Origin of the sequence: Synoicihabitans lomoniglobus (genome assembly GCF_029023725.1) — a bacterium.
GTDB lineage: Bacteria > Verrucomicrobiota > Verrucomicrobiia > Opitutales > Opitutaceae > Actomonas > Actomonas lomonigloba.
Genome location: NZ_CP119075.1, coordinates 5,532,654 through 5,557,673, shown reverse-complemented (window position 1 = coordinate 5,557,673; position 25,020 = coordinate 5,532,654). Strand labels below are relative to the sequence as shown.

The 25,020-nt window shown below is 62.3% G+C and carries 18 protein-coding genes; 3 read left to right on the top strand and 15 right to left on the bottom strand.

From position 1 onward, the window contains the following. Positions 1-12: 12 nt before the first annotated feature. The 12 genes from PXH66_RS21570 to PXH66_RS21515 form a co-directional block, all read right to left on the bottom strand. Positions 13-579 (bottom strand): ORF6N domain-containing protein, encoded by a 567-nt coding sequence (locus tag PXH66_RS21570; protein ID WP_330928293.1) that lies wholly within the window; start codon positions 577-579, stop codon positions 13-15. Between the two features lie 8 nt (positions 580-587). After that, a complete protein-coding gene (nuoK, locus tag PXH66_RS21565; RefSeq protein WP_345781715.1) occupies positions 588-893 on the bottom strand; it encodes an NADH-quinone oxidoreductase subunit NuoK in 306 nt (101 codons plus the stop codon). Next, positions 893-1,411, bottom strand: coding sequence for an NADH-quinone oxidoreductase subunit J family protein (locus tag PXH66_RS21560; RefSeq protein WP_330928291.1), 519 nt, complete (start codon positions 1,409-1,411; stop codon positions 893-895). Before PXH66_RS21560 ends, nuoK begins: the two co-directional genes overlap by 1 nt. A 21-nt stretch (positions 1,412-1,432) precedes the next feature. Then, on the bottom strand, positions 1,433-1,975 hold the full coding sequence (locus tag PXH66_RS21555; protein ID WP_330928290.1) for a NuoI/complex I 23 kDa subunit family protein: 543 nt from the start codon (positions 1,973-1,975) through the stop codon (positions 1,433-1,435). A gap of 130 nt (positions 1,976-2,105) precedes the next feature. After that, positions 2,106-3,251, bottom strand: a complete 1,146-nt coding sequence (locus PXH66_RS21550) for a complex I subunit 1/NuoH family protein (RefSeq protein WP_330928289.1) — start codon at positions 3,249-3,251, stop codon at positions 2,106-2,108. 98 nt (positions 3,252-3,349) lie between these two features. Beyond that, positions 3,350-5,047 (bottom strand): NADH-quinone oxidoreductase subunit G, encoded by a 1,698-nt coding sequence (locus tag PXH66_RS21545; RefSeq protein WP_330928287.1) that lies wholly within the window; start codon positions 5,045-5,047, stop codon positions 3,350-3,352. A 167-nt stretch (positions 5,048-5,214) separates the two neighbouring features. Next, entirely contained in the window at positions 5,215-6,564 is a 1,350-nt protein-coding gene (nuoF, locus tag PXH66_RS21540; RefSeq protein ID WP_330928286.1) for an NADH-quinone oxidoreductase subunit NuoF, read from the bottom strand. Positions 6,565-6,569: 5 nt separating this feature from the next. Then, the gene (locus PXH66_RS21535) at positions 6,570-7,058 is read right to left on the bottom strand and encodes an NADH-quinone oxidoreductase subunit NuoE family protein (RefSeq protein ID WP_330928285.1); all 489 of its coding nucleotides are present in this window, start codon (positions 7,056-7,058) and stop codon (positions 6,570-6,572) included. 171 nt (positions 7,059-7,229) lie between these two features. Next, on the bottom strand, positions 7,230-8,465 hold the full coding sequence (nuoD, locus tag PXH66_RS21530; RefSeq protein ID WP_330928284.1) for an NADH dehydrogenase (quinone) subunit D: 1,236 nt from the start codon (positions 8,463-8,465) through the stop codon (positions 7,230-7,232). 21 nt (positions 8,466-8,486) lie between these two features. Next, positions 8,487-9,119: an NADH-quinone oxidoreductase subunit C gene (locus tag PXH66_RS21525; protein WP_330928283.1), complete on the bottom strand. Its 633-nt coding sequence runs from the start codon at positions 9,117-9,119 to the stop codon at positions 8,487-8,489. A gap of 37 nt (positions 9,120-9,156) precedes the next feature. Further along, a complete protein-coding gene (gene nuoB, locus PXH66_RS21520; RefSeq protein WP_330928282.1) occupies positions 9,157-9,663 on the bottom strand; it encodes an NADH-quinone oxidoreductase subunit NuoB in 507 nt (168 codons plus the stop codon). 139 nt (positions 9,664-9,802) lie between these two features. Continuing rightward, positions 9,803-10,513 carry a hypothetical protein gene (locus PXH66_RS21515; RefSeq protein ID WP_330928281.1) on the bottom strand — a complete coding sequence of 237 codons (711 nt, stop codon included), beginning with the start codon at positions 10,511-10,513 and terminating at the stop codon, positions 9,803-9,805. A gap of 197 nt (positions 10,514-10,710) precedes the next feature. Between PXH66_RS21515 and PXH66_RS21510 the strand changes: the two genes are divergently transcribed. Beyond that, a complete protein-coding gene (locus PXH66_RS21510; RefSeq protein ID WP_330928280.1) occupies positions 10,711-12,021 on the top strand; it encodes an FG-GAP repeat domain-containing protein in 1,311 nt (436 codons plus the stop codon). 163 nt (positions 12,022-12,184) lie between these two features. Beyond that, a complete protein-coding gene (locus PXH66_RS21505; protein ID WP_330928279.1) occupies positions 12,185-13,615 on the top strand; it encodes a tetratricopeptide repeat protein in 1,431 nt (476 codons plus the stop codon). Between the two features lie 3 nt (positions 13,616-13,618). On the opposite strand, the gene PXH66_RS21500 is transcribed toward PXH66_RS21505, so the two are convergent. The 3 genes from PXH66_RS21500 to PXH66_RS21490 are packed head-to-tail and all read right to left on the bottom strand — an operon-like array spanning position 13,619 to position 22,435. Further along, entirely contained in the window at positions 13,619-15,436 is a 1,818-nt protein-coding gene (locus PXH66_RS21500) for an ankyrin repeat domain-containing protein (RefSeq protein ID WP_330928278.1), read from the bottom strand. A gap of 25 nt (positions 15,437-15,461) precedes the next feature. Beyond that, positions 15,462-18,752: a VCBS repeat-containing protein gene (locus PXH66_RS21495; RefSeq protein WP_330928277.1), complete on the bottom strand. Its 3,291-nt coding sequence runs from the start codon at positions 18,750-18,752 to the stop codon at positions 15,462-15,464. After that, the gene (locus PXH66_RS21490; RefSeq protein WP_330928276.1) at positions 18,749-22,435 is read right to left on the bottom strand and encodes a CRTAC1 family protein; all 3,687 of its coding nucleotides are present in this window, start codon (positions 22,433-22,435) and stop codon (positions 18,749-18,751) included. Before PXH66_RS21490 ends, PXH66_RS21495 begins: the two co-directional genes overlap by 4 nt. Before the next feature lie 149 nt (positions 22,436-22,584). On the opposite strand from PXH66_RS21490, the gene PXH66_RS21485 reads away from it, so the two are divergent. Next, entirely contained in the window at positions 22,585-25,005 is a 2,421-nt protein-coding gene (locus PXH66_RS21485; protein ID WP_330932143.1) for a hypothetical protein, read from the top strand. The last annotated feature ends 15 nt before the right edge of the window (positions 25,006-25,020 follow it).

Genomic DNA, 25,020 nt, shown 5'->3' with positions numbered 1-25,020 from the left:
ATTCGGGCGAAATCAGGAAGTTTTGAAGCCGATGCGACGGCGTTTCTCCGGTAAGACCGGTTCAGCGAGTTGGTGCAGAGCATCGACGATGGCAGCAAGCTGCTCGTCGTGCTCTCCGATGCGGGCATCGAGTTCGGAAAGTTTTTTGGCGATGGCCTTGTGGTTGACCACGAGTTGGCGAAGCCCGATGAACGCGCGCACGACTTGCACGCTCATCTGCACGGCGGTTTCGCTACGAAGCACATTGGCGGCTTGAATGGCTCCGTGTTCCGTGAAGGCGTAAGGTAACAGCTTGGGATCGCGGTGTTTAACTGAACCGGTCGCAAATTGCGACCGGTTCCCTGCATCGGTCACAGTTTGTGACCGCATGGCATTCACGTGTTCCAACTCTTCCTTACTGAGCCGGAACACGAAGTCCTCGGGAAATTTAGCCGCATTCCGTTTAACCTGCTCATTCAATCGTTTCGTCGGCACCTCAAACAGCTTCGCCATGTCCGCGTCCAGCAACACCCGTTGGCCCCGGAGCACGACAATGCGACTCTGGATCAACTCAAGTGGGATGACGGCGGAATCGGACACGAGAGAAATCAATTCTTGAGCGCGTTGAGTTGCTCGACCTGCACGGTTTGACGCCGGCGGAAGAGGGCCACGATGATGGCCAGGCCGACCGCGACTTCGGCGGCGGCAACGGTGAGGATGAAGAACACGAAGACGTTGCCGTCCATCGTGCCGTTGAAACGGGAGAAGGCGACCAGCGCGATGGTCGAGGCCACGAGCATCAGCTCAAGGCACATGTAGATCACCAGCGTGTTCTTGCGGATGAGCACGCCGACGAAGCCGATGGCAAACACCACCGCCGCGACGATGAGGTATTGATTGAGTCCGATCGTCATCATTTCACGTCCTCCAGACCTTCAAATTTTTTGCTGAGCACGATCACGCCAAGCATGGCGATCAACAGCAGGAAACCGACGACCTGCACGGGCAGCAGATACGTGGTGAACAATTGATCCGCGTAGTTTTTCAACGTCGCGCCCACGGGAATGACGGACGCCGCGTCCGGCTGGTGCAACGTGCCGAGCCCGCGCATGAGCGACATCACGCAGACGACGAGTAATCCTGCGCCGACGAGACCGGCTCCGGCCGTGGCCTTGGAAAACTTCTTCCGCTCCCCCCCCTGCATATCGAGCAACATGATGATGAAGAGGAACAGCGCGACGACCGCGCCCGCGTAGACCAGAATCATCAGGGCGGCCAAGAGGAACGAGTCCAGCAGGACGAACATGCCCGATACGCCGACGAGGCACATGAGGAACGCCAGCGCCGAGTTTACGGCGTTGTGATTATACACCACCGCGAAGGCGCTCCCGATGATCAGGATGGAAAAAATGTGAAACAGGATGTCAGCCATGGCCGGCAGGTATTCTTAAACTTAGTGAGCGGCGTTGCCCGCCTTCTCGGCGGCTTTTTTCTTGTCCCATTTGAAGTGATCGTCGGGCAGCGTGCCGCCGAGTGCATAGAGACGTTCCTTGTCGTTGACCATCTCCTCGCGGGTGTAACCCGACATGGAGAATACGTTCTGCAACCAGATCGCCTCTTCCGGGCAAACTTCCTGGCACAGGCCGCAGTAGATGCAGCGGAGCATGTCGATGTCGAAGGCCTCGGGCGCCTTCTCCACGTGGGCTTCGTCGGACGTCGCCGCGATCTCGCCCGGCTTGATGCGAATGGCCTTGGGCGGGCAGACGAATTCGCACAGCTGGCAGGACACGCACTTTTCGCGACCGTTGGGATCCTTCACCAGCGTGGGCACGCCGCGGTAGCCGTTGGGGATGGGCGGACGCGCCTCGGGATATTCGAGCGTCTCCTTGGGTTTGACCATGTGTTTAAACGTGGTCTTCAGCCCGCTCAGAATCTGGGGGACGTAGGTGCGCTCGGCGAAGCTGAGCGGTTTGCGTTCTACGGTTTTGAAAGACATGGGAAGGTATTCAGAGAGTCACCACAGATGGACCCAGATTAACCCGGAACCGGGCGCCTTCCGGCACTCCTTTTCCTGGCATCAAATATCCGTGTTTATCTGTGTTCATCCGTGGTTAAAAAAATCCGGGCTAGGAGAGTTCGATGACGGCGATCGCGAGGGCGTAGAAGATGACGTTGCCGATCGCGAGCGGCAGCAGTTTCTGCCAGCCGAGTTTCATGACTTGGTCATAGCGGAAACGCGGCAGCGTCCAGCGGACCCACATGAAGAGGAAGATGAAGAAGAAGGTCTTGCCGAGGAACACTCCGGCCGCGATCAGACCACCCAACCACATGGGCAGGCCGCTGATGAGCGGTTCGAGCGGCACCCACGGCAACGGATTCCAGCCGCCGAGAAACAGCAGCACGAACACGCCCGAACCGATGGTCATGTGGGCATACTCCGCGACAAAGAAAATAGACCACTTGAACTCGCCGTATTCGGTGTGGAAACCACCAACGAGGTCGGCCTCGGATTCCGGCATGTCAAACGGCTGACGGTTGGTCTCGGCGAAGAGCGCAATGAGGAAGACAAAAGCGCACAGTGGCATGTAGAATACAAACCAGACGCCGCTCCACGAAAGGAATGGACCCGACTGGGCCTGCACCACGTCGAAGAGACTCATCGTGCCGTTGCCACCGGGTGCATTGACCCAGAGGAAAACCGGGATGACCGAAAGCGTCATCGAGAGCTCATAGGAGATGAGCTGCGCCGAGGCGCGCACGCCGCCGAGAAACGGATATTTCGAATTGGACGCCCAGCCCGCGAGGATCAGCGCGTAAACGCCGAGCGAACCGATGGCGAAAACCGCGATCAGCCCGATATCCACGTCGGCCAAAATAAGCGGCTTGAGCGTTTCGGTCGCGGCATCGAAGTAGGCGCCGAACGGCACCACCACCACCGTGCAGAGCGCCGGCACCAACGCCACGAGCGGCGCGATGTAATAGTAGAACTTGTTAACGTGCCCGGGGACGACGTCTTCCTTGAAGACAAATTTTGCGCCGTCCGCCATCAGGTGAAACACCCCGAGGCGCTGGAGGAATCTGCCAAAAAAGGGAATCCACGCGACCCACGGCACGATGGCGCGATTGGGACCGGGACGGCCTTGAATCCACGCCGAGATCTTGCGCTCGGCCATGGAGCAGGCGCCCGCAATGGGAATCAGCACCCCGATGGCGATCAGGCCCTTCAGAGCCGATTGCACCCACACGGGAAGATTGAGATAGAGATCAATCATGGCGTTGCCTCAAAAAGTAGGAGCGAGCTTGCTCGCGATCAGAGCGGAAATCGCCGGCGAACAGGCTCCTACCGGGACGGAATCAAATGAGGTCCAGTTCATGCGGTCGTCGTTTCAACGGCGGGTTCGAAGTGCAGGGACTTACCTTCCGGGAAGTTGAGGGAAGCCCACGGCGTGCTGTCCAACAGCAGGCCGGTGGCGGGGAGATTGGCGTAAGTCGCGGTCGCGAGGGCCGGGATTTCGGCGGCCAGCGTCGGCCAGACCGATTTGACGTCGACTCCGATCGACTCACCGCCGACGGCGACGATGAATTGGTCCAGGACGTAGAGGTCATCAAATGAGCCCGCCAGGCCGGGAACGGCGGCGGCAAACTTCTGCAGGCGGAACTGTTGGTTGATGAACGTGCCGTTCTTCTCGAAGACCGTCAGGGTCGGCATCACGACCTGAGCCATTGCGCTGGTTGGGTTGCCGTGCGCCCCGAGATAAATCACCGCGACTTTGCTGAGTTGGTCGGCGGTCAGGCCGGCGGCGAGCAGGTCTTCGCCGACACTGACGATCGTCGTCACGCTGCCCGCGTCGATGGCGGCCCCGAGAGCCGAAAGATCGGTGGTCGGCACATCGGAAATCAGCCCCGTCACGAGTGCGCCTCGCGTGTTGGGGTTGCGATCGGCCGAGATCAGGATGCCGTCATCCTCGCCGGTGCGGGCAACGATGGTGGTTTCCGCGCCGAGGGTGGTGGCGAGTTTCTTGGTGAGAAATTGTTCTTCGACCGAACTGCGGCCAGAACCGACCACGGTCACACCTCCCGTTTTAACGAGGTTGGCGGCTTCCGTGAGGGCGAACTCGATGGAGGCGAGCTTGCCGCCGATCGTGGCGGTTTTGAGGCGGTCGTCAGCCTGCACCTGCTTGTAGAGCACGCGGCCGGAGTCGGCCATCCAGGTGTCGTTGACCTCGTCATTCTGACGCGGGGTGATGCGGTAGATCACGCCCTCGCGCGACCACACCACGGTGTTGGCGCCGACGGAGGATTCGGTGTCGATACTGTTGGTTTGCTTGAGGAACCACACGCGCATCTTGAACCGGAAGTCGGTCGAGGTGAGCGCGCCCACCGGACAGATGTCGACGGTGTTGAGCGAGTAGTTGTTCGTGAGTTCCTTGCCGGGGTAGCAGGTGAGCGTCGAGTAACTGCCGCGATCGACGAAGCCGAGCACGTCCTCTTTCACGATCTCCTGATTGAAACGGATGCAGCGCGAACAGAGCACACAGCGCTCGTCGTCGAGCATGACGCGCGGGCCGAGCTGCGTGCGCTTGGGTTTCACGTTTTTCTGCTCGATGAAGCGCGAGTAACCGCGGCCGTAGCCGGTGGCCTGCTCCTGGAGTTTGCACTCACCGGCCTGGTCGCAAATCGGGCAATCCAGCGGGTGATTGATGAGGAGAAACTCCATCACGCCCTCGCGGCAGTCCTTGACCATCTGCGACTGCGTTTTGACGTGCATGCCGGGAACGACGGTCGTGCCGCAGCCGATCTGCGGACGCGGGATCCAGTTGATCTTCTGCTTGCCCGTCTCCGGGTCCATGATCGGCTCGCGGGTGGCACGATCGGCCATGGGCATACCGAGCTCGATCAAACACATGCGGCAATTGCCGGCGACGGTGAGCTTCGGGTGGTAGCAGTAGTGCGGCACGTCGGTGCCGACCATGCGCGCGGCCTCAATGACGTTTGTGCCCTTGGGCACAGCGATCTCTTTGCCGTCGATGAAGACGGTGACGAGTTCGGGTTTAGCAGGCTGAATCATTGCGAAAAAACGGAGAAAGGATTAACCACGAAACACACTAAATACACGAGGTGCCGAGGTGACTCGGGCGGGCAGCAAGGCGGAGCCAGTCTGTCCGGCGGTGGCAGGTGCATTTGAAAAGAGGAAATCCATTTTCGTGTGTTTCGTGTATTTCGTGGTCTCTTAAATCAGACGAGTTCGAGGGAGTCGGCGGGCTTGGCCTTCTTGTCGGTGGCGTAGGTTTTGAATTCGTCGCCGAACTTGGCGACGAAGCTCTGCGTGGGCCACGAGCAGGCTTCACCAAACGCGCAGATCGTGCGGCCAGCGATTTGGTCGGCAACGTTCTTGATGAGTTCGCCATCCTCGGGACGCGCTTCGCCGTGGACCATGCGGGTGGAAATTTTCTTCATCCACAACGAGCCTTCGCGGCACGGCGTGCACTGTCCGCAGCTCTCGTGGGCGTAGAACGCGTTGATGTTGGCGAGCGCGTCGACCATGTTCACGGAGTCATCCATCACGATGACCCCACCCGAGCCGCCCATGGTGCCGGCGGCCGCGAGGGAATCGAAGTCCATGGGAATGTCTTCGACGGTCCATTCCTTGGTCGTGCCATCCTTGTTCTTGATGGTGAACTTCTCGCCGAAGCGCAGGATTTTGGCCGAAGAGCCGCCGGGGATGACGGCCTTGAAGGTGCGACCTTCGAGCGGGCCGCCGCAGACATCGTTGAGCAACGTGCCGAGGGTGACCGCCCCGCAGGGAAACTCGTAATAACCGGGCTTTTTGACGTGACCGGAGACGCAGAAGATGCGGGTGCCGGTATTGTTGGGCGTGCCGATCTTGAGGTATTCATCCGCCCCCATGTCCATGATGTGCTTCACGTGGCAGAGGGTCTCCACGTTGTTCACGATCGTCGGGCACTGGTAGAGACCGAGCACGGCCGGGAAGTAAGGCGGCTTGATGCGCGGGTTGGCGCGTTTGCCTTCGAGCGACTCGATCAGGCCGGTTTCCTCGCCGCAGATGTAGGCTCCCGCGCCGCGATGCACGAAGATGTCGCAGGAGTAATCGGTGCCGCAGATGTTCTTGCCGACGAAACCGGCGTCGCGGGCTTCCTGAATGGCTTTCTCGAGGATGCGCGCGCCCTCGGGGAACTCACCGCGAATGTAGATGTAGGCCTGCTTCACGTCGTTGGCGAAACAGGAGATCATCGTGCCCTCGATCAGCTGGTGCGGGTCCTGGTGGATGATGTAGCGATCCTTGAACGTGCCAGGCTCGGACTCGTCGGCGTTGACCACGAGGTAGATCGGCTTGCCGCTCTTGCGGTCGACGAACGACCACTTGAGTCCACAGGAAAAACCGGCGCCACCGCGACCGCGCAGGCCGGACTTTTTGACCTCGTCGCGGATGTCGGGTGGAGCCTGGGTGACCGACTTCTTGAGGATCTCGTAACCGCCGTGCTTTTGATAGCAGGCGATGTCGTTCGAGTAGCCCTCCTCGTCGATGTGTTTGAAAATGATGCGGGTTTCAGCGGGTGCGGACATGGTGCTTATCCTCGTTGGGCGGCCTCGGCCTTGATTTGATCGCTGATCTCCTTGGCCTTCGCCTCGGTGACGTTTTCGTGCAGGACTTCGTCGACCATCACGACCGGCGCGGTGCCACAGCTGGCGAGACATTCGACGAATTCGACGGTGACTTCACCATCGGGCGACGTTTCGCCGAGACGGGTGTTGAACTCGGACTCAAACTTGGCACAGGTCCGGTAACCACCGGAAAGCGCGCAGGAGAGCGTGCGGCAGACCTTGATGTGGCGCTTGCCGATGGGCTTGCGGCGGAACATCGGGTAAAACGTCACGACCTCGTAGACATTGATCGGCTCCAATTCGAGCTTGGTGGCGATCCATTCGAGGGACTCGTCGGAAATGTATCCGAGGTCTTCCTGGATGAGGTGCAACAGCGGCAACGTGCCGCTGCGTTTCTCCGGATAGTGCGTAATGACCTCGTCGATACGGGCCAAGGTTTCGGGCTTTAAATTCATCGAGCAGAAAGAGGGATTAAACCACGCAATACACGAACGACACGAAAGGTTCGCGGAGCCCGTAAGCTTCCAGGCGTGCGCAAAAGTGATGCCGCGATTTCTGGTGAATCATGAAACTGAAAATCCATTTTCGTGTGTTTCGTGTATTTCGTGGTAAAAATCAGAACGAGTTTACCGGTCGCATTCGCCCATGACGAAGTCGAGGGAGCCGAGGATCGAGACGACGTCGGAGACGAGTTCGTTTTCGCAGACCTTGGGCAGGATGGAGAGGTTGCAGAAGGAAGGACCCCGGATCTTCATGCGCCACGGCACCCCGCCGCCCTTGCTGACGATGAAGAAACCGAGCGTGCCTTTGGGGTTTTCCGCTTCAAAATAGACTTCGCCGGCGGGCATCTGCGGGCCTTCGGTCACGATCATGAAGTTGTTGATCAACTCCTCCATCGAACTGAGCACCTTGTCCTTGCGCGGGGCAAAAATACGGCGGGCGTCCTCGGCGTAGAATGAACCGGCCGGCAATTTCGCAATCGCTTGGCGGATGATGCTGATCGACTGTTTCATCTCTTCGCCGCGGCAAAGGTAACGATCGTAGCAGTCGCCCTTGGAGCCGACCGGCACCTCGAAATCGTATTGCTCGTAGCCCCAATAAGGGCGGTCTTTGCGCAGGTCGCTCTTCACGCCGGAGCCGCGTAAGTTCGGGCCCGACAGTCCGTAGTCGATCGCTTCCCGGGCCGTTATGGTGCCGACATCGACGGTGCGATCCATGAAGATCTTGTTGCGGGTGAGCAACTTGAGGATCTCGTCCAAAATAGGGAGGAACTGGTCGCAGAATCCGAGCACGCGGTCGGTCCAGCCTTCCGGCACGTCGCGGGCCACGCCGCCGATACGGCTGTAACTGGTGGTGAACCGCGCCCCGGTGAGTTCTTCGAAAAGGGTGTAGAGTTTCTCGCGCTCGGTGAAGGAGTAGAGGAACACCGACCAGGCGCCCACATCGATGCCGTAGGCGCCAAGACCCATGAGATGGGAAGAAACGCGGGCCATTTCCGATGTGATCACGCGGATGGCTTGGCAGCGGGCCGGGACTTCGAGGCCGGCCAATTTTTCCACGGCGGCTGCGTAGGCGGCGTTGTTGGCGAGCGGCGCGAGGTAGTCCAACCGGTCCGTGTAGGGCACGAACTGATTGTAAGTCATGTTCTCGGCGATTTTTTCATCACCGCGGTGCAGGTATCCAAGAACCGGATCACAATGCGTCACCGTCTCGCCATCGAGTTCGAGCTGCAGGCGCAACACGCCGTGCGTCGAAGGGTGGGACGGTCCCATCGCGAGGGACATTTTTTCGGTCTCAAACTCCTGGTTGGCCGCATCGGCGGTCTTGGCCGCAGCCTCAGGGACGGTAAATTCGGTAGCCATCAGTTAAGTCAGGTCAGCGGGTTATTCCGGTTTGGGAGCTTTTTCGTTCCAGCTCTCGTCTTTGGCCCGGGGCTCGGCGTCGGTCAGGTTCATCTCGCCCTTGCTGGAAGCAACAAACGGACCGCCCATCATGGGGGCCGAGATCACCTTGGCTTGGGTTTCTTCGGCAACCTCGATGTCCGGCAATTCGGTTTCAATGCCGGCGAGCGGGAACTCCTTGCGCAGCGGATGGTGCGGATAGCCGTCCCACATGAGGATGCGGCGCAGATCGGGGTGGCCGTCGAAGGTGACGCCCATCAAATCCCACGTTTCGCGCTCATGCCAATTGGCGGCCGACCAGAGCTCAACGACCGACGGCGCGCTGGGTGTTTCGTCGCTGGCGCAATCCGCCGCGACCCGCAGGTAGGCGTGGTTCGTGGTGGAGTAAAGGTGCCACACGGCAGTGAAGCGCGGCGACACGCCTTCGGCCCAGTCGATCGCGGTCACATCGACCAAAAAATCGAACCCCTGCTCGTCGCGCAGCCATTGCAACGCGGCTTTGGCGTCAGCGATGGCGATGTTGACCGCCGGGTGATCGGCAGACGCACGCGTCGATACAGAAGGAAATTTGGCCTGAAGGGCGGAAGTGACGTCGGCAGCAGCGGTCTCGGTCATGGTCGGTTCGGTCAAAACGGTCGGTCAGAAAAGAGGCTCAGGCGCTGAGGTTTTTGAAGGATTTGGTGCGTTTCACTTTATCCTGCAGCTTGATTAACGCGTCCAACAAGGCCTCGGGACGCGGCGGGCAACCGCTCACATAAACGTCGACCGGAACGATGCGGTCCACGCCTTGGAGCGTCGCATAGCTGCGATACATGCCGCCCGAAGACGCGCAGGCGCCCATGGCGATGACCCACTTGGGCTCGGACATCTGGTCGTAAATGCGACGGAGGTGCGGGGCCATTTTGTAGGTCACCGTGCCTGCCACGATCATGCAGTCGGCCTGACGAGGGGAGAAGCGCATCACCTCGGCGCCGAATCGGGCGATATCGAAGCGAGCCGCCGCCGACCCCATGAGTTCGATCGCGCAACAGGCGAGACCCATGGGCATGGGCCACATGGAGTTCGTGCGGATCCAGTTAACGACCGCGTCGAGGCGCGAGACGATGATGTCTCCTTCGATTTTGCTGTCGTAAGCTACGTCTGTGTTGGGCGATACCATGGCTGGAAAAGGCGTTCGTCTGACCAAAAATTCGTGTCAGCATCCCTAACGCCCTCAGCCCGCGCAAGACGCTTTTGGAGAAAGTCCGTTAACCGTGACTAACCCAGTCCGTTCGCACTCTGGGAACGAAACGAGCCCGCTATGGCGGGGGATATAAATTCCCCGACTGGCCCGCCTCCGCCCGGGCGGCATTGACCGCTTCGTTGTTTCGCAGCTCGTTTCGATCCTCGCGCCCCCACGAGGCCTCGTCCGCCATTTGCTGCGAGTTGGTGGTCAACGCTTCCACTGCCGGGTGTGTCCCCCGATAAACGTAGCGCTCATCCCCCAACCAGGTCGCCGCCGCCTTTGCCGTGACGATTTTCGCCGATTCCTCCTCCTGCAGCCACACGTCCACCTCCTGGGTTGCCGGATCGAATTCCGCGACGGGCAGATAAATCACGCCCGGTTGCGCCTCAATCGAAAGCTCCACCCGGTAAAGCTGCCGTTGCTTCGCAAAACCGGGCTCGCCGAGTTCGACGTCATCGACCCCCAACTGCGGCGGCGTGCTGACTTCGATGCGCAGCTCATGGTGACCCGGATCGAGCGGGATGCCGTTGGTGCGGGCGTCGTCCTCGCGACTGAAAACGTCCAGCGTATCGAATGAAACCCGTTTGCCATCGATTACCACCACCCGCGTTTCCATCGAGTCATGGAAGGGCAGGCCACCCGAGGGGTTCTTGATCGCCATCGGCTTCACCACCGGTGCCACCAAGCGGGCCGTGTGGCCGGCCGCGATCGTGTCCGGGGTGTAGTTGTAATACGAACAGCCCGTCAGAAGGATTAGGCCCGCGAACAGGAATAGTGGTTTCATCGCACGATGGGGGTGATTAAATGAGAACGCGATCCGCCCGGGAAGTTCCTTTTGCGGATCATTAACAAAACTGCCAAATCTCGCGATCGCCCGTCCATGAGTCCTGTCGGGTTGCAGCACCGCTTTCACTCGCTATTCGTTTCACCCTCAGGCGATTGCCTTCGAGCCGACTCCCCGCTCATCTCCTCACTCCGGTCATGCCCTCCCCTCCTCAAATTCGTGCCGTCATCCGTCCGTTGCTCGCGGGCGCATTCTGCTGGGGTGTCCTAAGTTGCAGCAAACCACCTCCCCGGCGCAGCACGCTTTCCCCGGCCACCAGCGCCACCGCCACCGCGGTTGACGCCACCACTCTGCTTCAACGCCGGGAACTCGGCACCATGGGCGAACTGCCCGCCTGGATCTCCCACCTGAAAGTCATCGACCTCGATCAGGACGGACTCGACGACATCGTCTTCTGCGAAGCTCAGGACAACGAGGTCCGCTGGATCCGCCAAACCGCCCCCGGCTCCTTCGCCCCCGAAGCGTTGCTCGCCGCCGCCATGCGCGGCCCCGTGCACGTGGAAGCGGCCGACATGGACGCCGATGGCGACCTCGACCTCCTCGTGTCCAGCATGTCGGTCGTGTTTCCCAACAACGACCGCATCGGTGCCGCGTTCATCCTCGAAAACGACGGGGCCGAAGCCTTCACACCGCATGTCATCATCGAAAACACATCCCGCATCGTCGACATGCGGGCGGCCGACCTCAACGGCGACGGCCGCCTCGACCTCGCCCTCGCCCAGTTCGGCTACGATCAAGGCGAAGTCGCGTGGCTCGAACACGTCGGACCGAGCCCCTGGGACTTCACCCGCCACGTTATTCTCGAGCTCTCCGGCGCGGTCAATGTCGTGGTCGATGATTTCAACGGCGACCGCACGCCCGACCTCGTTGCTCTCCTCTCTCAACAGTGGGAAGAGATCTACTTTTTCCCCAACGATGGTCGCGGTCGCTTCACCGCTCAACGCATATGGGGTTCGACCAACGAGGACTACGGCAGCTCCGGCATCAGCGTGACCGACCTCAACCGCGACGGTCGTCCCGACGTGCTCTACTCCAACGGCGACGGTTTTGGCCCCGCCGCCACCCCCGGACCACGTCCCTGGCACGGCCTGCAATGGCTCGAAAACACCGGCGGCGGCGGCTTCCGCTACCATCGCATTGGCGACCTGCCCGGTGCCTACAGTCCCGTCGGCGTCGACTTCGATCAAGACGGTGCCATCGATATCGTCGCGTCCTCGGCCTACTCCGACTGGAACAACGCCAATCGCACCGTCACCTCCCTCATGTGGTTCAAAAACGACGGCCGGCAAAACTTCACCCCCCACATTCTCACCCGCGCGCCCAAGGACCTCATCACCGTCGGCACCGGCGATTTCGATGGCAGCGGCCGCCCCAGCCTCGTTACCGGCGGATTTTATATCTACCCCCCCTTTGACGAAGTAAGCCGCATCACCCTCTGGCACCGATGAAATCGAAACTGTCGGTCACAAATCCAGCGACACTCGCAGGGGAGGGACGACTTCCACGTCGTCCGTCCCCTGCCCCTCAGTTTACTCCTCAACCACGTCATGCGGACCGGGTGGAACCGGTCCCTCCGCAACAACCACCGCAACCTCATTCGCGGAAATCAGGATGAAATCGAAACCCGTGATCCGTCTGCTTATCGTCGTCGGCGGCCTCGGCCTCGCCGCCGGTGGCTGGTGGTGGTATCAAGCCTCCCAACAACAGGCACAAGTCGCCGCGTGGTTGCCCGCCGTGCCTGCTTTGGCGGACGCCTCCGACGAGCTCTCCGCCCGCATCACCGCGGCCGACGAACGCGCGCTTTCCCTTACCAACGCCGTCGCCGGGCTCGCCGAACTCAGCCGTCTGTATCACGCCAATGGTTACTACGACAGTGCCCTCGCCTCCTACGACGCTCTCGCTCGCATCCAACCCACGGAAGCACGTTGGCCGCATCGTCACGCGTCCATCCTGGCTGGATACGGCCAGGCCGAACCCGCCATCGTCCTCTGGCAACGCACCATCGAGCTCGCCCCCGCCTACGTGCCCGCTCGCCTGCGGCTCGCCGACCTGCTCCTCAAGTCCAACCAACCGCAGGCCGCGGCCGACGCCTACCGCGCCACGCTCGACGTCGATCGCGACAACGCCTGGGCCATCCTCGGGCTCGCCCGCATCGACTACGAAGCCGAGCGCTGGGCCGACGCCCGCCGCCACCTCGAACGCGTCGTCGCCCTGACCAACTACGCCCTCGGCTACGACCTGATCGTCTCGCTCTACGAACGGCTCGGCCTCGAGGATCGCGCCGCCGCCATCCGCGGCCGTGCCGAGGCCTCCGGGGCCTTTCGCGACCCGCCCGACCCGTGGCTGGATGAGCTCATGGCCGATTGCTACGACCCCTTCCGGCTCGCCCTCGAAGCCGGCACCAAAGCGCGTAGTGGCGATCCCACTACCGCGATCGCCTGGCTCGAACGCGCCATCGCCGTCGCCCCCGCCGATCTTTCCGCCCACTTCCAACTGGCCAATCTACTCGTGCAGCAACGCGACACCTCGCGCGCCCTCGCCCTCTACCGCCGTTGCACTCAACTCGACCCCGCCTTCGCCGACGGCTGGGCCCAGCTTTCCGGCCTGCAGGCGCAACTCGGCAACGACGTCGAAGCCGAACGCACGCTCGCCGCCGGCCTCGAGGCCGTGCCCGACTCGCCGGGCCTGCACCTCATGCGAGCCCGCAAACTCCGCGCCGCGGACCGCGTCGGCGCCGCCATCGCCGAGTATCGCACCTCCATTCGCCTACGCCCCAACGAACCGCGCGCTTACATCGAGTTAGCGGTCGCCTTGATTGACCAAAACCGTTCCGACGAAGCCATCGCCCTGATTCGCGAAGCGCTGGTCTACGATCCCGCCAACCCCACGGCCCTCGGCATCATGGCCTTCAAGAGCATCGAATCCGGCGATCGCACCGCCGCCGAGGAATGGTTGGCCAAAGTCGAAGCCCAACCCCGCATCGAACCCGCCCAAGCCGACCGCATCCGCGCCGCCTTCGCCCGCCAGTTCGGCGCGCGTTGACGCTTATTCGCGAAAATCCTCGAGCCACACGATACGCGTGCGCACCGGCTGCCCCCCGACTTTCCCCGGAACGAACCGGTAGTCCGCCACTTTTTCGTCAAAATTGCGGGCGAAGTAACGCGGCGTAGTCGACAGCTCACGGATGCGGGAAACCGTGCCATCAACCTCCACGATTCCGGTCCAAACCACTTTGTGGTCCGTGCGTTCTGTTGATACGATCGAACTCGATATGGTTTGGGACGGGTCTACGCCCAACACCTCAGCTCCACCGACCGACAAGGGGGACGACACAATCACCTGACCTTGGTAGTGTGCGCTTGGTGCTGATTCGGCACCGCGCATCAAAACAAAATCCGGACGCGTCAGCAAACGCGGGAATACATCAACCTCGCCAATTTCATGGACCCGGGCGCCCGGTGGCTCCGCCTGCTCGGACGGGGAGGGAATCTGAGCTGGATCAGTGTCCAGCCATGCCGCGATCGCAGTCAGGTCCCTCTCCCGTGCATAGTCTCCCGCCGTGCGCCGGGATTGATCCTTCAAATTGATTTTCGCGCCGGCGCGAAGCAACATGCGCACCAACACTTCGTTTTCCTCGCGCACGGCTTGGATCAACGGAGTGCGGCCTCCGGCGTCGTGCGCATTGGGGTTCGCTCCGGCGTCCAATAGTATCCGCGTTACCAATACGTTTCCGGCGTGCACTGCGATGTTCAGCAGCGGCACTCCACGATGACGTCGTTCGGGACTCAATCCGCGCTCCAGCATGAGTTGAAACAACTCGGTGTCATCGCTCCGCAGCACCTGCGACAGTGGCTCCGTATCGATAAATTTGATGCGAAGATTGCTATACTCCGCCAAGAGTTTCCGGCTCAACTCACGATCACCATGACGCGCCGCCGCACCGAGCATCTCGTTCCGAAAATAACTCGAATCCAAGCGCTCGTAAATCTCGGCCGCCACCGCCATGTGCCCACCTCGGATCGCGACTTCCAATGGGAAAACTCTGTCGCGGGTGCCACCATGTTTCGCGCCGTGATCAAGCAGCCATTCGGTCGCCGCCACGCGCCCTTTGTTTGCGGCCCAATGCAGGGGCGAACTTCCCAAAAAATCCTTGTGATCGATATCCGCCCCGGCCGCCACCAACGCCTCCATGGCGGCGAGATTGTCCGATTCCGCCGCCACGTGCAGCAACGTGAAACCGGCACCACGGGACGCACCTTGATCAAGGTTGTCGATCTGCGCCAACTCCTGCTCCCACCCCTCGGTGGCACCGGCCACGATTTTCACCAACATCCGTTGCTGCGCTACGCTCTTGAACCAGGGTCGCGGGGGCAAGAATTTGCCGTCTTTGTGCAGTAAAACGACCGGACTCCCGGGAGGCGCGGTTTCGCTCACATCCCATTTCACCGCGTCGGCCGGAAAGGCACCGGAGGGGTGAAGTTTCGGTTGGATGGACTTCACCTCCATCCATTCGATCCGTTCGTCACGAAACCAGACAAACACGGCCAGGGCATCCTCGACTTCGGCTTCGGTCCATGGCGCCGTGCGCGACATCGAGATCTCAGTCCACTGCAAGTGCGTGGGATGATCGGTGGCGGCATCAATTCGGGTGTGGGTGGTGCGGTAGGAGGGCGACGGGTAGAACAACTCGGCGTGTTCCAACCAGTCTCCCTCCAGCATCCAACTTTGCGGCGCCCCGCCTTCGGTCGCGTTGTCCGAGCCGGTCGAAATGAGCCGTAACTCGGCGGCCGGTAACGAGACCGCCCATACCACCGCCTGCCCAATGAGCGCCCACTGCCACCACCGCGTTAAAATCGTTTTCATGAGAGTTTAGAGTTCCGTCTGCTTTTCACCACCGTCGGAACAACAGCGACGAAGCGTTGCTGCGCGTAATAAAAAAACTTTCGGTTTCGCCGTCAGCATCCATATCCACTCTGACAATCGAGCGCGCCGGACCCGGCACCACGAATCCGGATTCGTGGGGTGCCATCGCAGTAAACCCGCCCTGGCCGTCACCTTGCAGCACCTGGCCGATGCCGCCGCTGAAAGGGCCGACCAGCTCGATCGGGCTGTGGTCGTTTTGGCCGGCGGCGATATCGAGGTGTCCGTCGCCATCAAAGTCGCCCGCGACCATCGCCGTAATCGGTGCGACCTGCGCGAGGCGGGGGAACGCGACAAAGCGATGCGCTCCGTCGGGCTGACTCAGAAACACGCCGCTGCGAAACTCGGTGGTTTCGAGCCGCGTCGCATTCGCCATCGCTTCCTCGCCCAGAATCTCCGACAGGGTCGCCGCCGCGTAATCGGCCGTGCGGCGGTAGCTGCGACCGAGGCTGCGAATCTCCCGACTCAGGTCCTGCAACTCGCGACGCGGATAGAGTTGGCCGTTCTCCCAATAGGCTTCGATCAGCGTGGGGCTCGCGCGACGACGACGGCTGAAATTGCCGTGCAGCAACACCGCCGGCGCCTCCGGCGAGGCTTGATACGCGGTATTCAATCCGAGATTACCGGCCGCAAGATCCACTCGACCGTCGCCGTTAAAATCTCCCACCGCCAACGATGACCACCAACCGCTCGCCGCCGCGCCCAGCGCACGCTCGCTGAAACCGCGACCCGTTTCGTTGTGCCAATAACGCACCGGCCCCCACTCGGTCGCGACCACCAGATCGTCCCAACCATCGCCATCAATATCCACCGCCACTGCGGCCGTGACCATGCCGGTTTGCGTCAGCGGTGAATCAACTTTAACGAACGTGCCACCGTCGTTGCGCAACAGCACGCTCGCCGGACCGAGCGGATACTCTCCCGGCTTCACCCGGGCACCGATAAACACATCGAGATCACCGTCCTGATCGAAGTCCGCCGCCACCACGGCTCCGGCGCTCAGCGGCATCTCCGGCAACGTTCCTGCCGACGCCGCCTGGAATCCGCCGCGATTCAAAAACAACTGCGGCTGGTAGGCGGCGGGGCTCACTTGCGTGTCTGCTCCCGTGCGAGTGACCAACAGATCGGGTCGTCCATCGCCATCGGCTTCAAACAGGAGCAAAGGACCCATGGCGACTCCGACGGGCTCGGCCAAATCGGGGGCCGGGCCACTGGAAAAGGCGCCGTTGGCGGTCGCCACTAGAATACGTGGAGGGCTGCCCGAAGTGCCGCCCACCACTAAATCGGGGCGGCCGTCACCGTTGAGATCACCGGTCACAACATCCGGTCCGGGACGATTGAAACGGCGATAAAGCAGGGGCTGGCCGTTCGGTTCTTCAATGGCTCGTTCCACGGCCGGAACGGCGGCGTTCAATGCGGCGCTGACTTCGGTGAACCATGGCCGCGAAGACGGCGCGGCGACAACGGGATCGGCCGAACCATCCTCTGTAATCACGAGGCGTTGGTTGACCGGCAGATCGTGGAAAATCTGGGCGCGGCCATTCGGCCACGTCACGGTGAGTCGCTCAATGTGCGTCGCATCACCGAGACCGAAATGCGCCACGGCTTCACTCGTCGAAAGGTAACCACGGGTCGGTTGGATGCGGCGGATCTGCGTGCCGTCAGCGGTCTCGATTCGCACCGTTGCACCAACGCCAAAGCGGTTGGATTTCGAGCCGCGCAGCGCCACGATCAGCCGTCCACCCTTGGTGCTGTCATTGCGGTAAATCGAAACGCCGCGCTGGTAGTTGCCATAGATGACATCGAGGTCGCCATCGCCGTCGAAATCGGCCGTAGCGGTGCCGAAACTCACGCCGGGGTGCGCGAGACCCCACGCCGCGCCGACGGATTCAAAGCGAAGGTCGCCGGTATTGCGGAAAGCCAGATTGGTTTCATTGAGCACGGGGCTTTCCTGCATGATACGCACGGGCTCGGCCGGGTTCTCCGAGATCATGATACGCTCCAGCAAATCGGCCCCGTGATATTCGCGGTTCATGCCGTTGGTGACGTGCAAATCGACGCGGCCGTCATGGTCAAAATCCTCGAAACGCACCGACCACGTCCAGTCGGTGGCGCGCACGCCCAGCAAGGTCGCGGCTTCGAGCATGCGCCCGGTGCCCGTATTGAGGAAGAGCGCGTTGTGCATGAGCTGCGGCGGCACGCCCGAACTCTCGTCGTTTTTCTGTCCGCGAATGCGCGAGCCCGCCATTGAGCGTTGATCCTTCTCGTGCGAGGTCGCGGCCATGTCGGCGACCAGCAGATCGAAGCGACCATCGCTATCCACGTCGGCGAAGTCCGCGCCCATGGAATAGTGCGACATCTGCGGCACGGTGGTGTTGATCACGTCCGTGAAAGTGCCGTCGCCATTATTTCGATACAGCTGATCGGGCGTGGCGAAATCGTTCGCCACATAAAGGTCACTCCAACCGTCGCCATCAAAGTCCCACCACGTCGCCGAGTGCCCGGAGGTCGCGCCGCGAATACCCGCCCGGTCGGTCACGTTGGTGAAGGTGCCGTCGCCGTTGTTGCGAAACAGATAGTCGCGGCGTCCGTCGGGAAACTTGGCGTAATCCATCATGTTGGTCTGCACGTAGACATCGAGCCAGCCGTCGTTGTCGTAGTCGCAGAACACGCCCATGCCCGAGCCGTCGACGACCGCCAGTCCGCGCGCCGCCGCCTCCTCCCGGAACGTGCCGTCCCCCTGGTTGACGTAAAGGCGGTTCGGCGCGCCGTGACGACAGACGTAAAGGTCGAGCCAGCCGTCGTTGTTCACATCGGCAAACGCCGCGCCCTGTTCCCAGGCTTTGAGCGTTTTGCCGTCGTCGCCGCCAAAGAGGCCGCCGAGCAATCCGCTGCTCGCTTTGCCTCCGCCCAATCCCGCCGCCGCGGTCACGTCGTCGAACCGCCAGTTGCCGAGGTTGCGAAACAGGCGCGAGGTCTCCGTCTTGCTCACGACGAACACGTCGACGCGGCCATCGTTGTCAAAGTCGCCCGCCGCCACGCCCGTGCCCATCGCCCCAAAGGTGAGTTCGCGATAAAGCTCCCCCCACATGCGCGGGTCGTCGTAATTGTTGGTAACTTTGATGCCCGCTTTTTCGGCGGAAAGTTCGGTGAACATTGTCGCCCCCGCCGGCTGCGAGCGCGGGGCCAGCGGTTGTTCCGTCACCTGCGCCGACAGCGCAGTGGCCAGCAGTCCCAACGTTGCCGCGACCCGTCTCATCGCGCGATCATCAGCTCCGTTTCGCCGGCCGACACGGGATGCGTGGTGGTGACCCCATCCGGCCAGCGCACCATCACGTCGACGGGAGCATCCTCCGGTGTCCAGCGCCGGAAAACTCGCGGCGAGGACTGGCTGAAATACCCGCCCCCGGCGTAAACCTCACTCACCTGCTCCGTCCCACTCGCCAGACGCAGCGTCACCCGGGCACCGATGGCCGACCGATTGCCGGACTGACCGCGCAAACGAATCACGAGCGCCCACGTCTTCGCCACGCCGCCATCAGTGCGCACGAGTCCGTCGAGAAACCCGGCGGCGGGGCGGAGCGTGTTGGAAAACGCCTGCATCGGGCCATTGTTGCGCGTGACGACAAAATCGGGCACGGCGTCCGCATTCACGTCGGTGACGACCAACGCCTTCGCATCGCCCGGGACGAGCAGGCGGGAATCCTGCGGCGGCACGGGCGTAAAGCCCCCCTTCCCGTCTCCGACCAGCAGCTGACTCACCCCGCCGTCGAACCGACCCACGAATGACATGGGGGAAAAACTGTTCTGCACGGCATAAATGTCGGCGTGACCATCGCCGTTGAAATAACCCGTCGCAATGCCCTGCAGCGGCGCGATCTGAGCGATGCGCGGCAGCGGGAAGAACATCCAGGCGCCGCCGGGCTGGCTGAGAAACACGCCGCTGCGCAGTTCGGTGGCCGCGAATCGTTCCGCTGTATCCAGTTTTTCCTGATCCACGATTTCCGCCAGGGTGGCGGCGGCGAAATCGTCGTTGCGCCGAAACGCCCGCCGCACGGTCGGCACCGCGCCGCCGATCGCCTTGCTCGTCCGGCGCGGCAGCAGACGCCCGTGCTCGTAGTAGGCCTCGATGATACGCTTGGCCCCGCGCCCCCGCCCCCGGAAATCTCCGTAAAACAACAGTGCCGGTTCCGACGGCGAGGCCGCGTAGGGCGTATTCAAGCCAGCATTACCGGCGACATAGTCGGGTCGTCCGTCCCCGTTGAAATCGGCCGCGGCCAGCGAAGTCCACCACCCCGTTCCGGCGGCGGCGAAGCCCCACTCCGCCGACTGATCGGTAAAACCCCGGCCGGCGTCGTTGCGAAAGGCCCGGATCGTGCCCCACTCCAGCGCCAACAGCAGGTCCGGCCAGCCATCGCCGTCCACATCGCTCCACAGCGCGGACGTCACCATACCGACCGCCGCCAAATCGGGGGCGACGGTCGCCGTGACGTCGGCCAGGCGGCCACCTTGATTGTGCAGCAGGGCGCTGCGCGGCGCCTCCGGATAGTAGCCGGGTTGCACCCGCCCGCCGAGAAACACATCGAGCCGACCGTCGCGGTCGAAGTCGGCCGCCGCCGCCGCCCCCACGCTGATGGGGAGCGGAGGCAGGCTGCCGTCCGGCGCGGGACTCATCCCCCCGCCACCGGCGTTCAACAGGAGCAAGGGTTGGTAGGCCGCGTCGCCCGCCGGCAAGCTGTCGGTGGTGCGGGTGAGCAACAGGTCCAGGTCGTCGTCGCCGTCCACATCGATCAGCAGCAGGGGGCCGTCGTTCAGCGTTTGATGCGAGGTGAGCTGCGCGATGGAACCATGGACAAACCTCCCGGACGCCGTGCCCGCGATGATCCGGGCCGGCGTGGCGGTGGTGCCGCCCAGGACCATGTCCTCGCGGCCATCGCCGTTGAGATCGCCGACGGCCAGTCCGGGCCCCAGCCGATCAAAGCGGGTCGGAATCAGCGGTTGTCGGGTGTTTTCTCTAAACGCCCCTTCGCGGGACACCAGATCCAGACCGGTCTCCGCGGTCGCATCGACATACCCGTGGCGAGAGTGACCGGACTGCTCTTCCGCAGCGGGTTCGTTCGCTTGCTCCGTGATCAGGTAGCGCTGGTCGGCCGCCAGATCCGTATGCACCTGCACCGCCCCGCTGGGCCAGGTGATGCGCAGAGTGTCGACGCGATCAATCGCACCCAAACCAAAGTGCACCAATGGTTCGCTGCTGGAAAGGTAACCGCGCGCAACGACCACTTCGCGAGCCTGACGACCGGCGGACGTGAACACCTCGACTTTGGCCCCGACTCCGAAGCGGTTCGACTTGGTCCCGCGGAGCGCGATCTGCACGCGATGGCCGGTGTCGCAGTCGTTGCGCAGCACGGTGACGCCGGCACCGTAGTTGGCGCAGACGAGATCAAGATCGCCGTCGTTATCCAAGTCACCGAAGGCACCGCCGAAGGATACGCCGACTTGATCGAGTCCCCACGCGGCGCCGACTTCCTCGAACTGCAGGTCGCCTAGGTTGCGGTAGGCCAGATTGGCTTCGTTGAGCGGCGGGCTGTCCTTCATCGTGCGCAGACGCACGGACGGATTTTCGGCCAGAATGATGCGGTCACGCAGATCCGCGTTCTGGTATTCACGGTTCATGCCGTTGGTGATGTGCAGGTCGAGCCAACCGTCGTTGTCCAGGTCTTCAAAACGGGTCGACCAGGTCCAGTCGGTGGCGTCGATGCCCGCGAGCACGGCAGCTTCCTGCATGGGCGGCGTGCCCGTGTTGAGAAACAGCGTATTGCGCAACTTTTGCGGCGCGAGGGTCGGACTATCGGCGTCCTCGCGCGAAAGTTCGCGGGAGCTGGCCATGCCGCGCTGATCCTTCTCGTGCGTGGTGGTGGCCATGTCGGCGACGAAGAAATCGATCAAACCGTCGTTGTTCACATCACCGGAATCCGCCCCCATGGCGGAGTAAGCCATGCCGGGCACGACGTCGTGGATGACGTTGGTGAAGGTGCCGTCCTGATTATTTCGATACAGGTAATCGGCGGGCGCAAAGTCGTTGGCCACATAGATGTCGGGCCAACCGTCGTTGTTGTAGTCCCACCAGGTGGTGGAGTGCGCGAGGTTGGGTCCGAGCAGGCCGGCGGCATCGGTGACGTTGGTGAAGGTGCCGTCGCCGTTGTTGCGAAAAAGGTAATCGCGCTGGCCGCCGTGGGATTCATTGGCCGTGAGCATGTTGGTCTGCACGTAGACATCGAGCCAGCCGTCGCGGTCGAAATCGGCGAAGGCCCCGACGCCCGACGCATCCGCCACAGCCAGTCCGCGCGCGGCAGCCTCCTCTTTAAACGTGCCGTTGCCTTGATTGATGAAGAGCCAGTTGGGCACGCCCCAACGGCAGACGTAGATGTCGAGGAAGCCATCGTTGTTCACGTCGGCAAAGGTCGCGCCTTGTTTCCACTCCTCCACGCCCGCGTCGGCACTGCCTCCGCCGCCGAAGAACCCTCCGCTGCTTTTGCCGGAACCGCCCAAAATACCGGCGGAGTTTGTAACGTCCTCAAACTTCCAATCGCCGCGATTGCGGAAGAGTCGGCAGGTCTCGGTTTTGCTGACCACGAAGATATCCGGCCAGCCGTCGTTGTCGTAGTCGCCGATGGCCACGCCCGTGCCCATGCCGCCGAGGGCGAATTCCTGGTAGCGGTCGCCCCACATGCGCGGGTCGGCGTAGTTGTTTTCTGTCACGATGCCGGTGCGCGACGACGGCATTTCGCTGAACATGGTGGCCCCGCGCGGAGCGGTGCGTGGCGCGAAGGGTTCCGATTCCGGCAACTGAGCCGAGACGGCGGCCGCGCCAAGGGAGGCCCACAGACACGAGCGCCAAGTCCGGCGTCGCGCGGAGGTTGAAAGAGGGAAAGCAAACATCAGAAAGGGGAGCGAAAACGAGACCGCGCTCCATCATTTGAGTCAAGGGAACGCCTTTCGTTCCGCGACCGTTAAACGGGACGACGCTTGCCTCGCCCGGGAGGGTGCGAATCATGACGCGTTTCGCCCTTCTAGCGACCGCCCTGAGCATGAAGTTAACCGCCCTTTTGAGCAAAGCCCCCTGGTGGATCCCGCCCCTCGCCGTCATCGCGCTGGTTTGGTGGTCCGATTGTGCCGCTATGCAGCGGATCGATTACGTTTCGGGGCTCCACACGCAGGACCTGCACCTGACCCCCGACGACGGTTCAGTGAGCGGTTTCGCGGGCGGACGCCGCCGCATGATCATCCCCGCTCACAGCAGCGAAAGTTTCGAGTGGGTCGTGCAGACCCAGCGGATGCAGCACCAAGACGTGTGGCGACTGAAGCAGGTCGACTACGACAATGCCCCCACCGGCCGCGCCGTGGAATCGCCTTCGGCCTACCGCTGGTGGTTGGCCACGGTCGCGAATTTTGCGGGTGACGCGTCTTCCGCCGGCGGTCGCATTGAAAACGCCGCTTTGATTGCCGACCCGGTGCTGCACATGGCGCTGATTCTCGGCGTCGCGGTTTTTGTCGGTTGGCAATGGGGCGGGATCGCCGCCGGTGTGGCCGCCATTTTGACGGGATTGGCGTTGCCGGTGTTGGCGTCCTACTACCCCGGCGTGCCTGGTGATCGCGGCTTGGCCACTGCGCTGGTGGCCGCGTCGGCGTTGCCCTTGCTGGCGGGAATCCGCTCGCAGCAACGCGGACGCAACTCGCACCTGTTCTTTGCCGTCGCGGGCTTGGCCAACGGATTACTGCTATGGGTTTCGGTGCATCGCGGCGTTCCCATGCTGATCGGCAGCGGTCTCGGCGGTCTTTTCGCCGCGTGGCTGGTGACCGGAAAAACCAACGAACCCAGCAAGGCATTTCCGTGGTGGACGTGGGCGGTGACGGGCGCAGTCGCGGTGGTGAGTCTTTACCTGCTGGAATACGCGCCCGACCGGCTCGATTGGAAGGCACAGCGTCTGCATCAAGCACATCCACTTTACGCCGTCGCTTGGCTGGGCGGCGCTGTGCTCTGCGGGCAGGTGCAGGCCTGGCTCCGCGAAGGTAAGGCCGCCTGGACCCGGCGCAACATCGCCAAAAGTGTCGGCGGTTTGATCGTCGTGGCCGCGATCCCGGTCATCATGCGCGTGACCGGCCAATCGGGCTTCCTGGGCGCGGGCACGTCGGCGCAACATCTGGGATTCGTGCCGGGGCTGAGCTCCGCGAGTTCGTTCTCGGTCTGGCTGAAGTCGGCGGGCGGCAGCGCGGCATTTTGGAGTCTGGCATTGCCGCTGGGTTTCGTGGCCGCCGCGCTCTGGCATTTGATGCGAAAGTCGCTGGCGGAAACGGAACGGGGCGCGATTGGTGCCGCGTTTGTCTTCGTCCTCGTCGGCTTGGGATTCGCGATTGTGCATCTTTCCTGGTGGTGCACCGTCGGCGTGCTCGTCGCGATCCTCACCGCCCTGCTGATTCCGGCGCTGCCACGAGGTAAAACCCAATGGATCGTCGCCGCCCTCGCGCTGGCGAGTGTCTTGCCCGGCGCGGCGGTGTGGGGTCCGCAGCTTTCGGCCGAAACCCGCCAGGAGCTCACGCAGACCGACGCGCAAAGCCTGGTGGAGCGGCACCTCGCACATTGGTTGTCCACTCGCACCGACGAGTATCACTCGGTCGTGCTCGCGCCGCCCGAACTGACGCCTTCGTTGTATTACTACGGCGGGGTGCGGGGGCTGGGTTCACCGTATCGCGAGAATGAGGCCGGCTTTGTGGCGGGGGTGCGTATCGCCAGTGCGACGTCGCCCGACGAATCCTTCGCCTTGGCGACGCAACGCGAACTCTCGCACATTATCATGCCGTCGTGGGACGACTTTCTGGACGAATACGCCCGGCTGGGCGCGGTGCAGGTCGAGCACACGATGGTGGCCATGTTGCACAATTGGCTGCCGCCGCGCTGGCTGCGTCCGGTCCATGTCGCCCTGCCAAACGTCGAGCCATTCGACGCGCTGTCGGCGGTGGTCTTTGAAGTGGTCGAGACGCAGGACAACGCCACTGCGCTGAGCCGATTGGGGGTGTATTTTGCCGAGACCAAACAAACCCGGTTCGCCTCCGCCATCGCGCAGACGTTGACCGATTCGTTCCCGTCAGACTTGGGTGGCTTGGTTGCGCAGGCCCAGATCGCGGCCGCGTTGAGTAACCGTCCGCGCTTTGAGGCGGCGATTCGCGCCATCATTCCCTACGTGGAAGAGGAGCGCGACGGAGATCTGCTGTGGGATCGCCGCGTCAATCTCGCCAACGTGTTGATGCTCGGCCAACAAGAGGACTATGCGCGTGAGCAGGTCCAATACTGCATGGATGAAGTCGACGACTATTGGCTGAAATCCGTCTCCGTGCCGACGCTCTTTCGTTTTATCATCCTATGCCGATCGCTCGATGAACCCTTCCCCGAGCCGGAATTGGAAACGGCTGCGATCAATCGCCTGCCGGCCGCGTGGCGGGAACGCTTGTAACATCGGACCATGGCA

Excerpts from the sequence above, each read along its gene's own strand:
- nuoK (WP_345781715.1), bottom strand. The coding sequence starts at position 893 with ATGACGATCGGACTCAATCAATACCTCATCGTCGCGGCGGTGGTGTTT.
- PXH66_RS21560 (WP_330928291.1), bottom strand. The coding sequence starts at position 1,411 with ATGGCTGACATCCTGTTTCACATTTTTTCCATCCTGATCATCGGGAGC.
- PXH66_RS21555 (WP_330928290.1), bottom strand. The coding sequence starts at position 1,975 with ATGTCTTTCAAAACCGTAGAACGCAAACCGCTCAGCTTCGCCGAGCGC.
- PXH66_RS21550 (WP_330928289.1), bottom strand. The coding sequence starts at position 3,251 with ATGATTGATCTCTATCTCAATCTTCCCGTGTGGGTGCAATCGGCTCTG.
- PXH66_RS21545 (WP_330928287.1), bottom strand. The coding sequence starts at position 5,047 with ATGATTCAGCCTGCTAAACCCGAACTCGTCACCGTCTTCATCGACGGC.
- nuoF (WP_330928286.1), bottom strand. The coding sequence starts at position 6,564 with ATGTCCGCACCCGCTGAAACCCGCATCATTTTCAAACACATCGACGAG.
- PXH66_RS21535 (WP_330928285.1), bottom strand. The coding sequence starts at position 7,058 with ATGAATTTAAAGCCCGAAACCTTGGCCCGTATCGACGAGGTCATTACG.
- nuoD (WP_330928284.1), bottom strand. The coding sequence starts at position 8,465 with ATGGCTACCGAATTTACCGTCCCTGAGGCTGCGGCCAAGACCGCCGAT.
- PXH66_RS21525 (WP_330928283.1), bottom strand. The coding sequence starts at position 9,119 with ATGACCGAGACCGCTGCTGCCGACGTCACTTCCGCCCTTCAGGCCAAA.
- nuoB (WP_330928282.1), bottom strand. The coding sequence starts at position 9,663 with ATGGTATCGCCCAACACAGACGTAGCTTACGACAGCAAAATCGAAGGA.
- PXH66_RS21515 (WP_330928281.1), bottom strand. The coding sequence starts at position 10,513 with ATGAAACCACTATTCCTGTTCGCGGGCCTAATCCTTCTGACGGGCTGT.
- PXH66_RS21510 (WP_330928280.1), top strand. The coding sequence starts at position 10,711 with ATGCCCTCCCCTCCTCAAATTCGTGCCGTCATCCGTCCGTTGCTCGCG.
- PXH66_RS21505 (WP_330928279.1), top strand. The coding sequence starts at position 12,185 with ATGAAATCGAAACCCGTGATCCGTCTGCTTATCGTCGTCGGCGGCCTC.
- PXH66_RS21500 (WP_330928278.1), bottom strand. The coding sequence starts at position 15,436 with ATGAAAACGATTTTAACGCGGTGGTGGCAGTGGGCGCTCATTGGGCAG.
- PXH66_RS21495 (WP_330928277.1), bottom strand. The coding sequence starts at position 18,752 with ATGAGACGGGTCGCGGCAACGTTGGGACTGCTGGCCACTGCGCTGTCG.
- PXH66_RS21490 (WP_330928276.1), bottom strand. The coding sequence starts at position 22,435 with ATGTTTGCTTTCCCTCTTTCAACCTCCGCGCGACGCCGGACTTGGCGC.
- PXH66_RS21485 (WP_330932143.1), top strand. The coding sequence starts at position 22,585 with ATGAAGTTAACCGCCCTTTTGAGCAAAGCCCCCTGGTGGATCCCGCCC.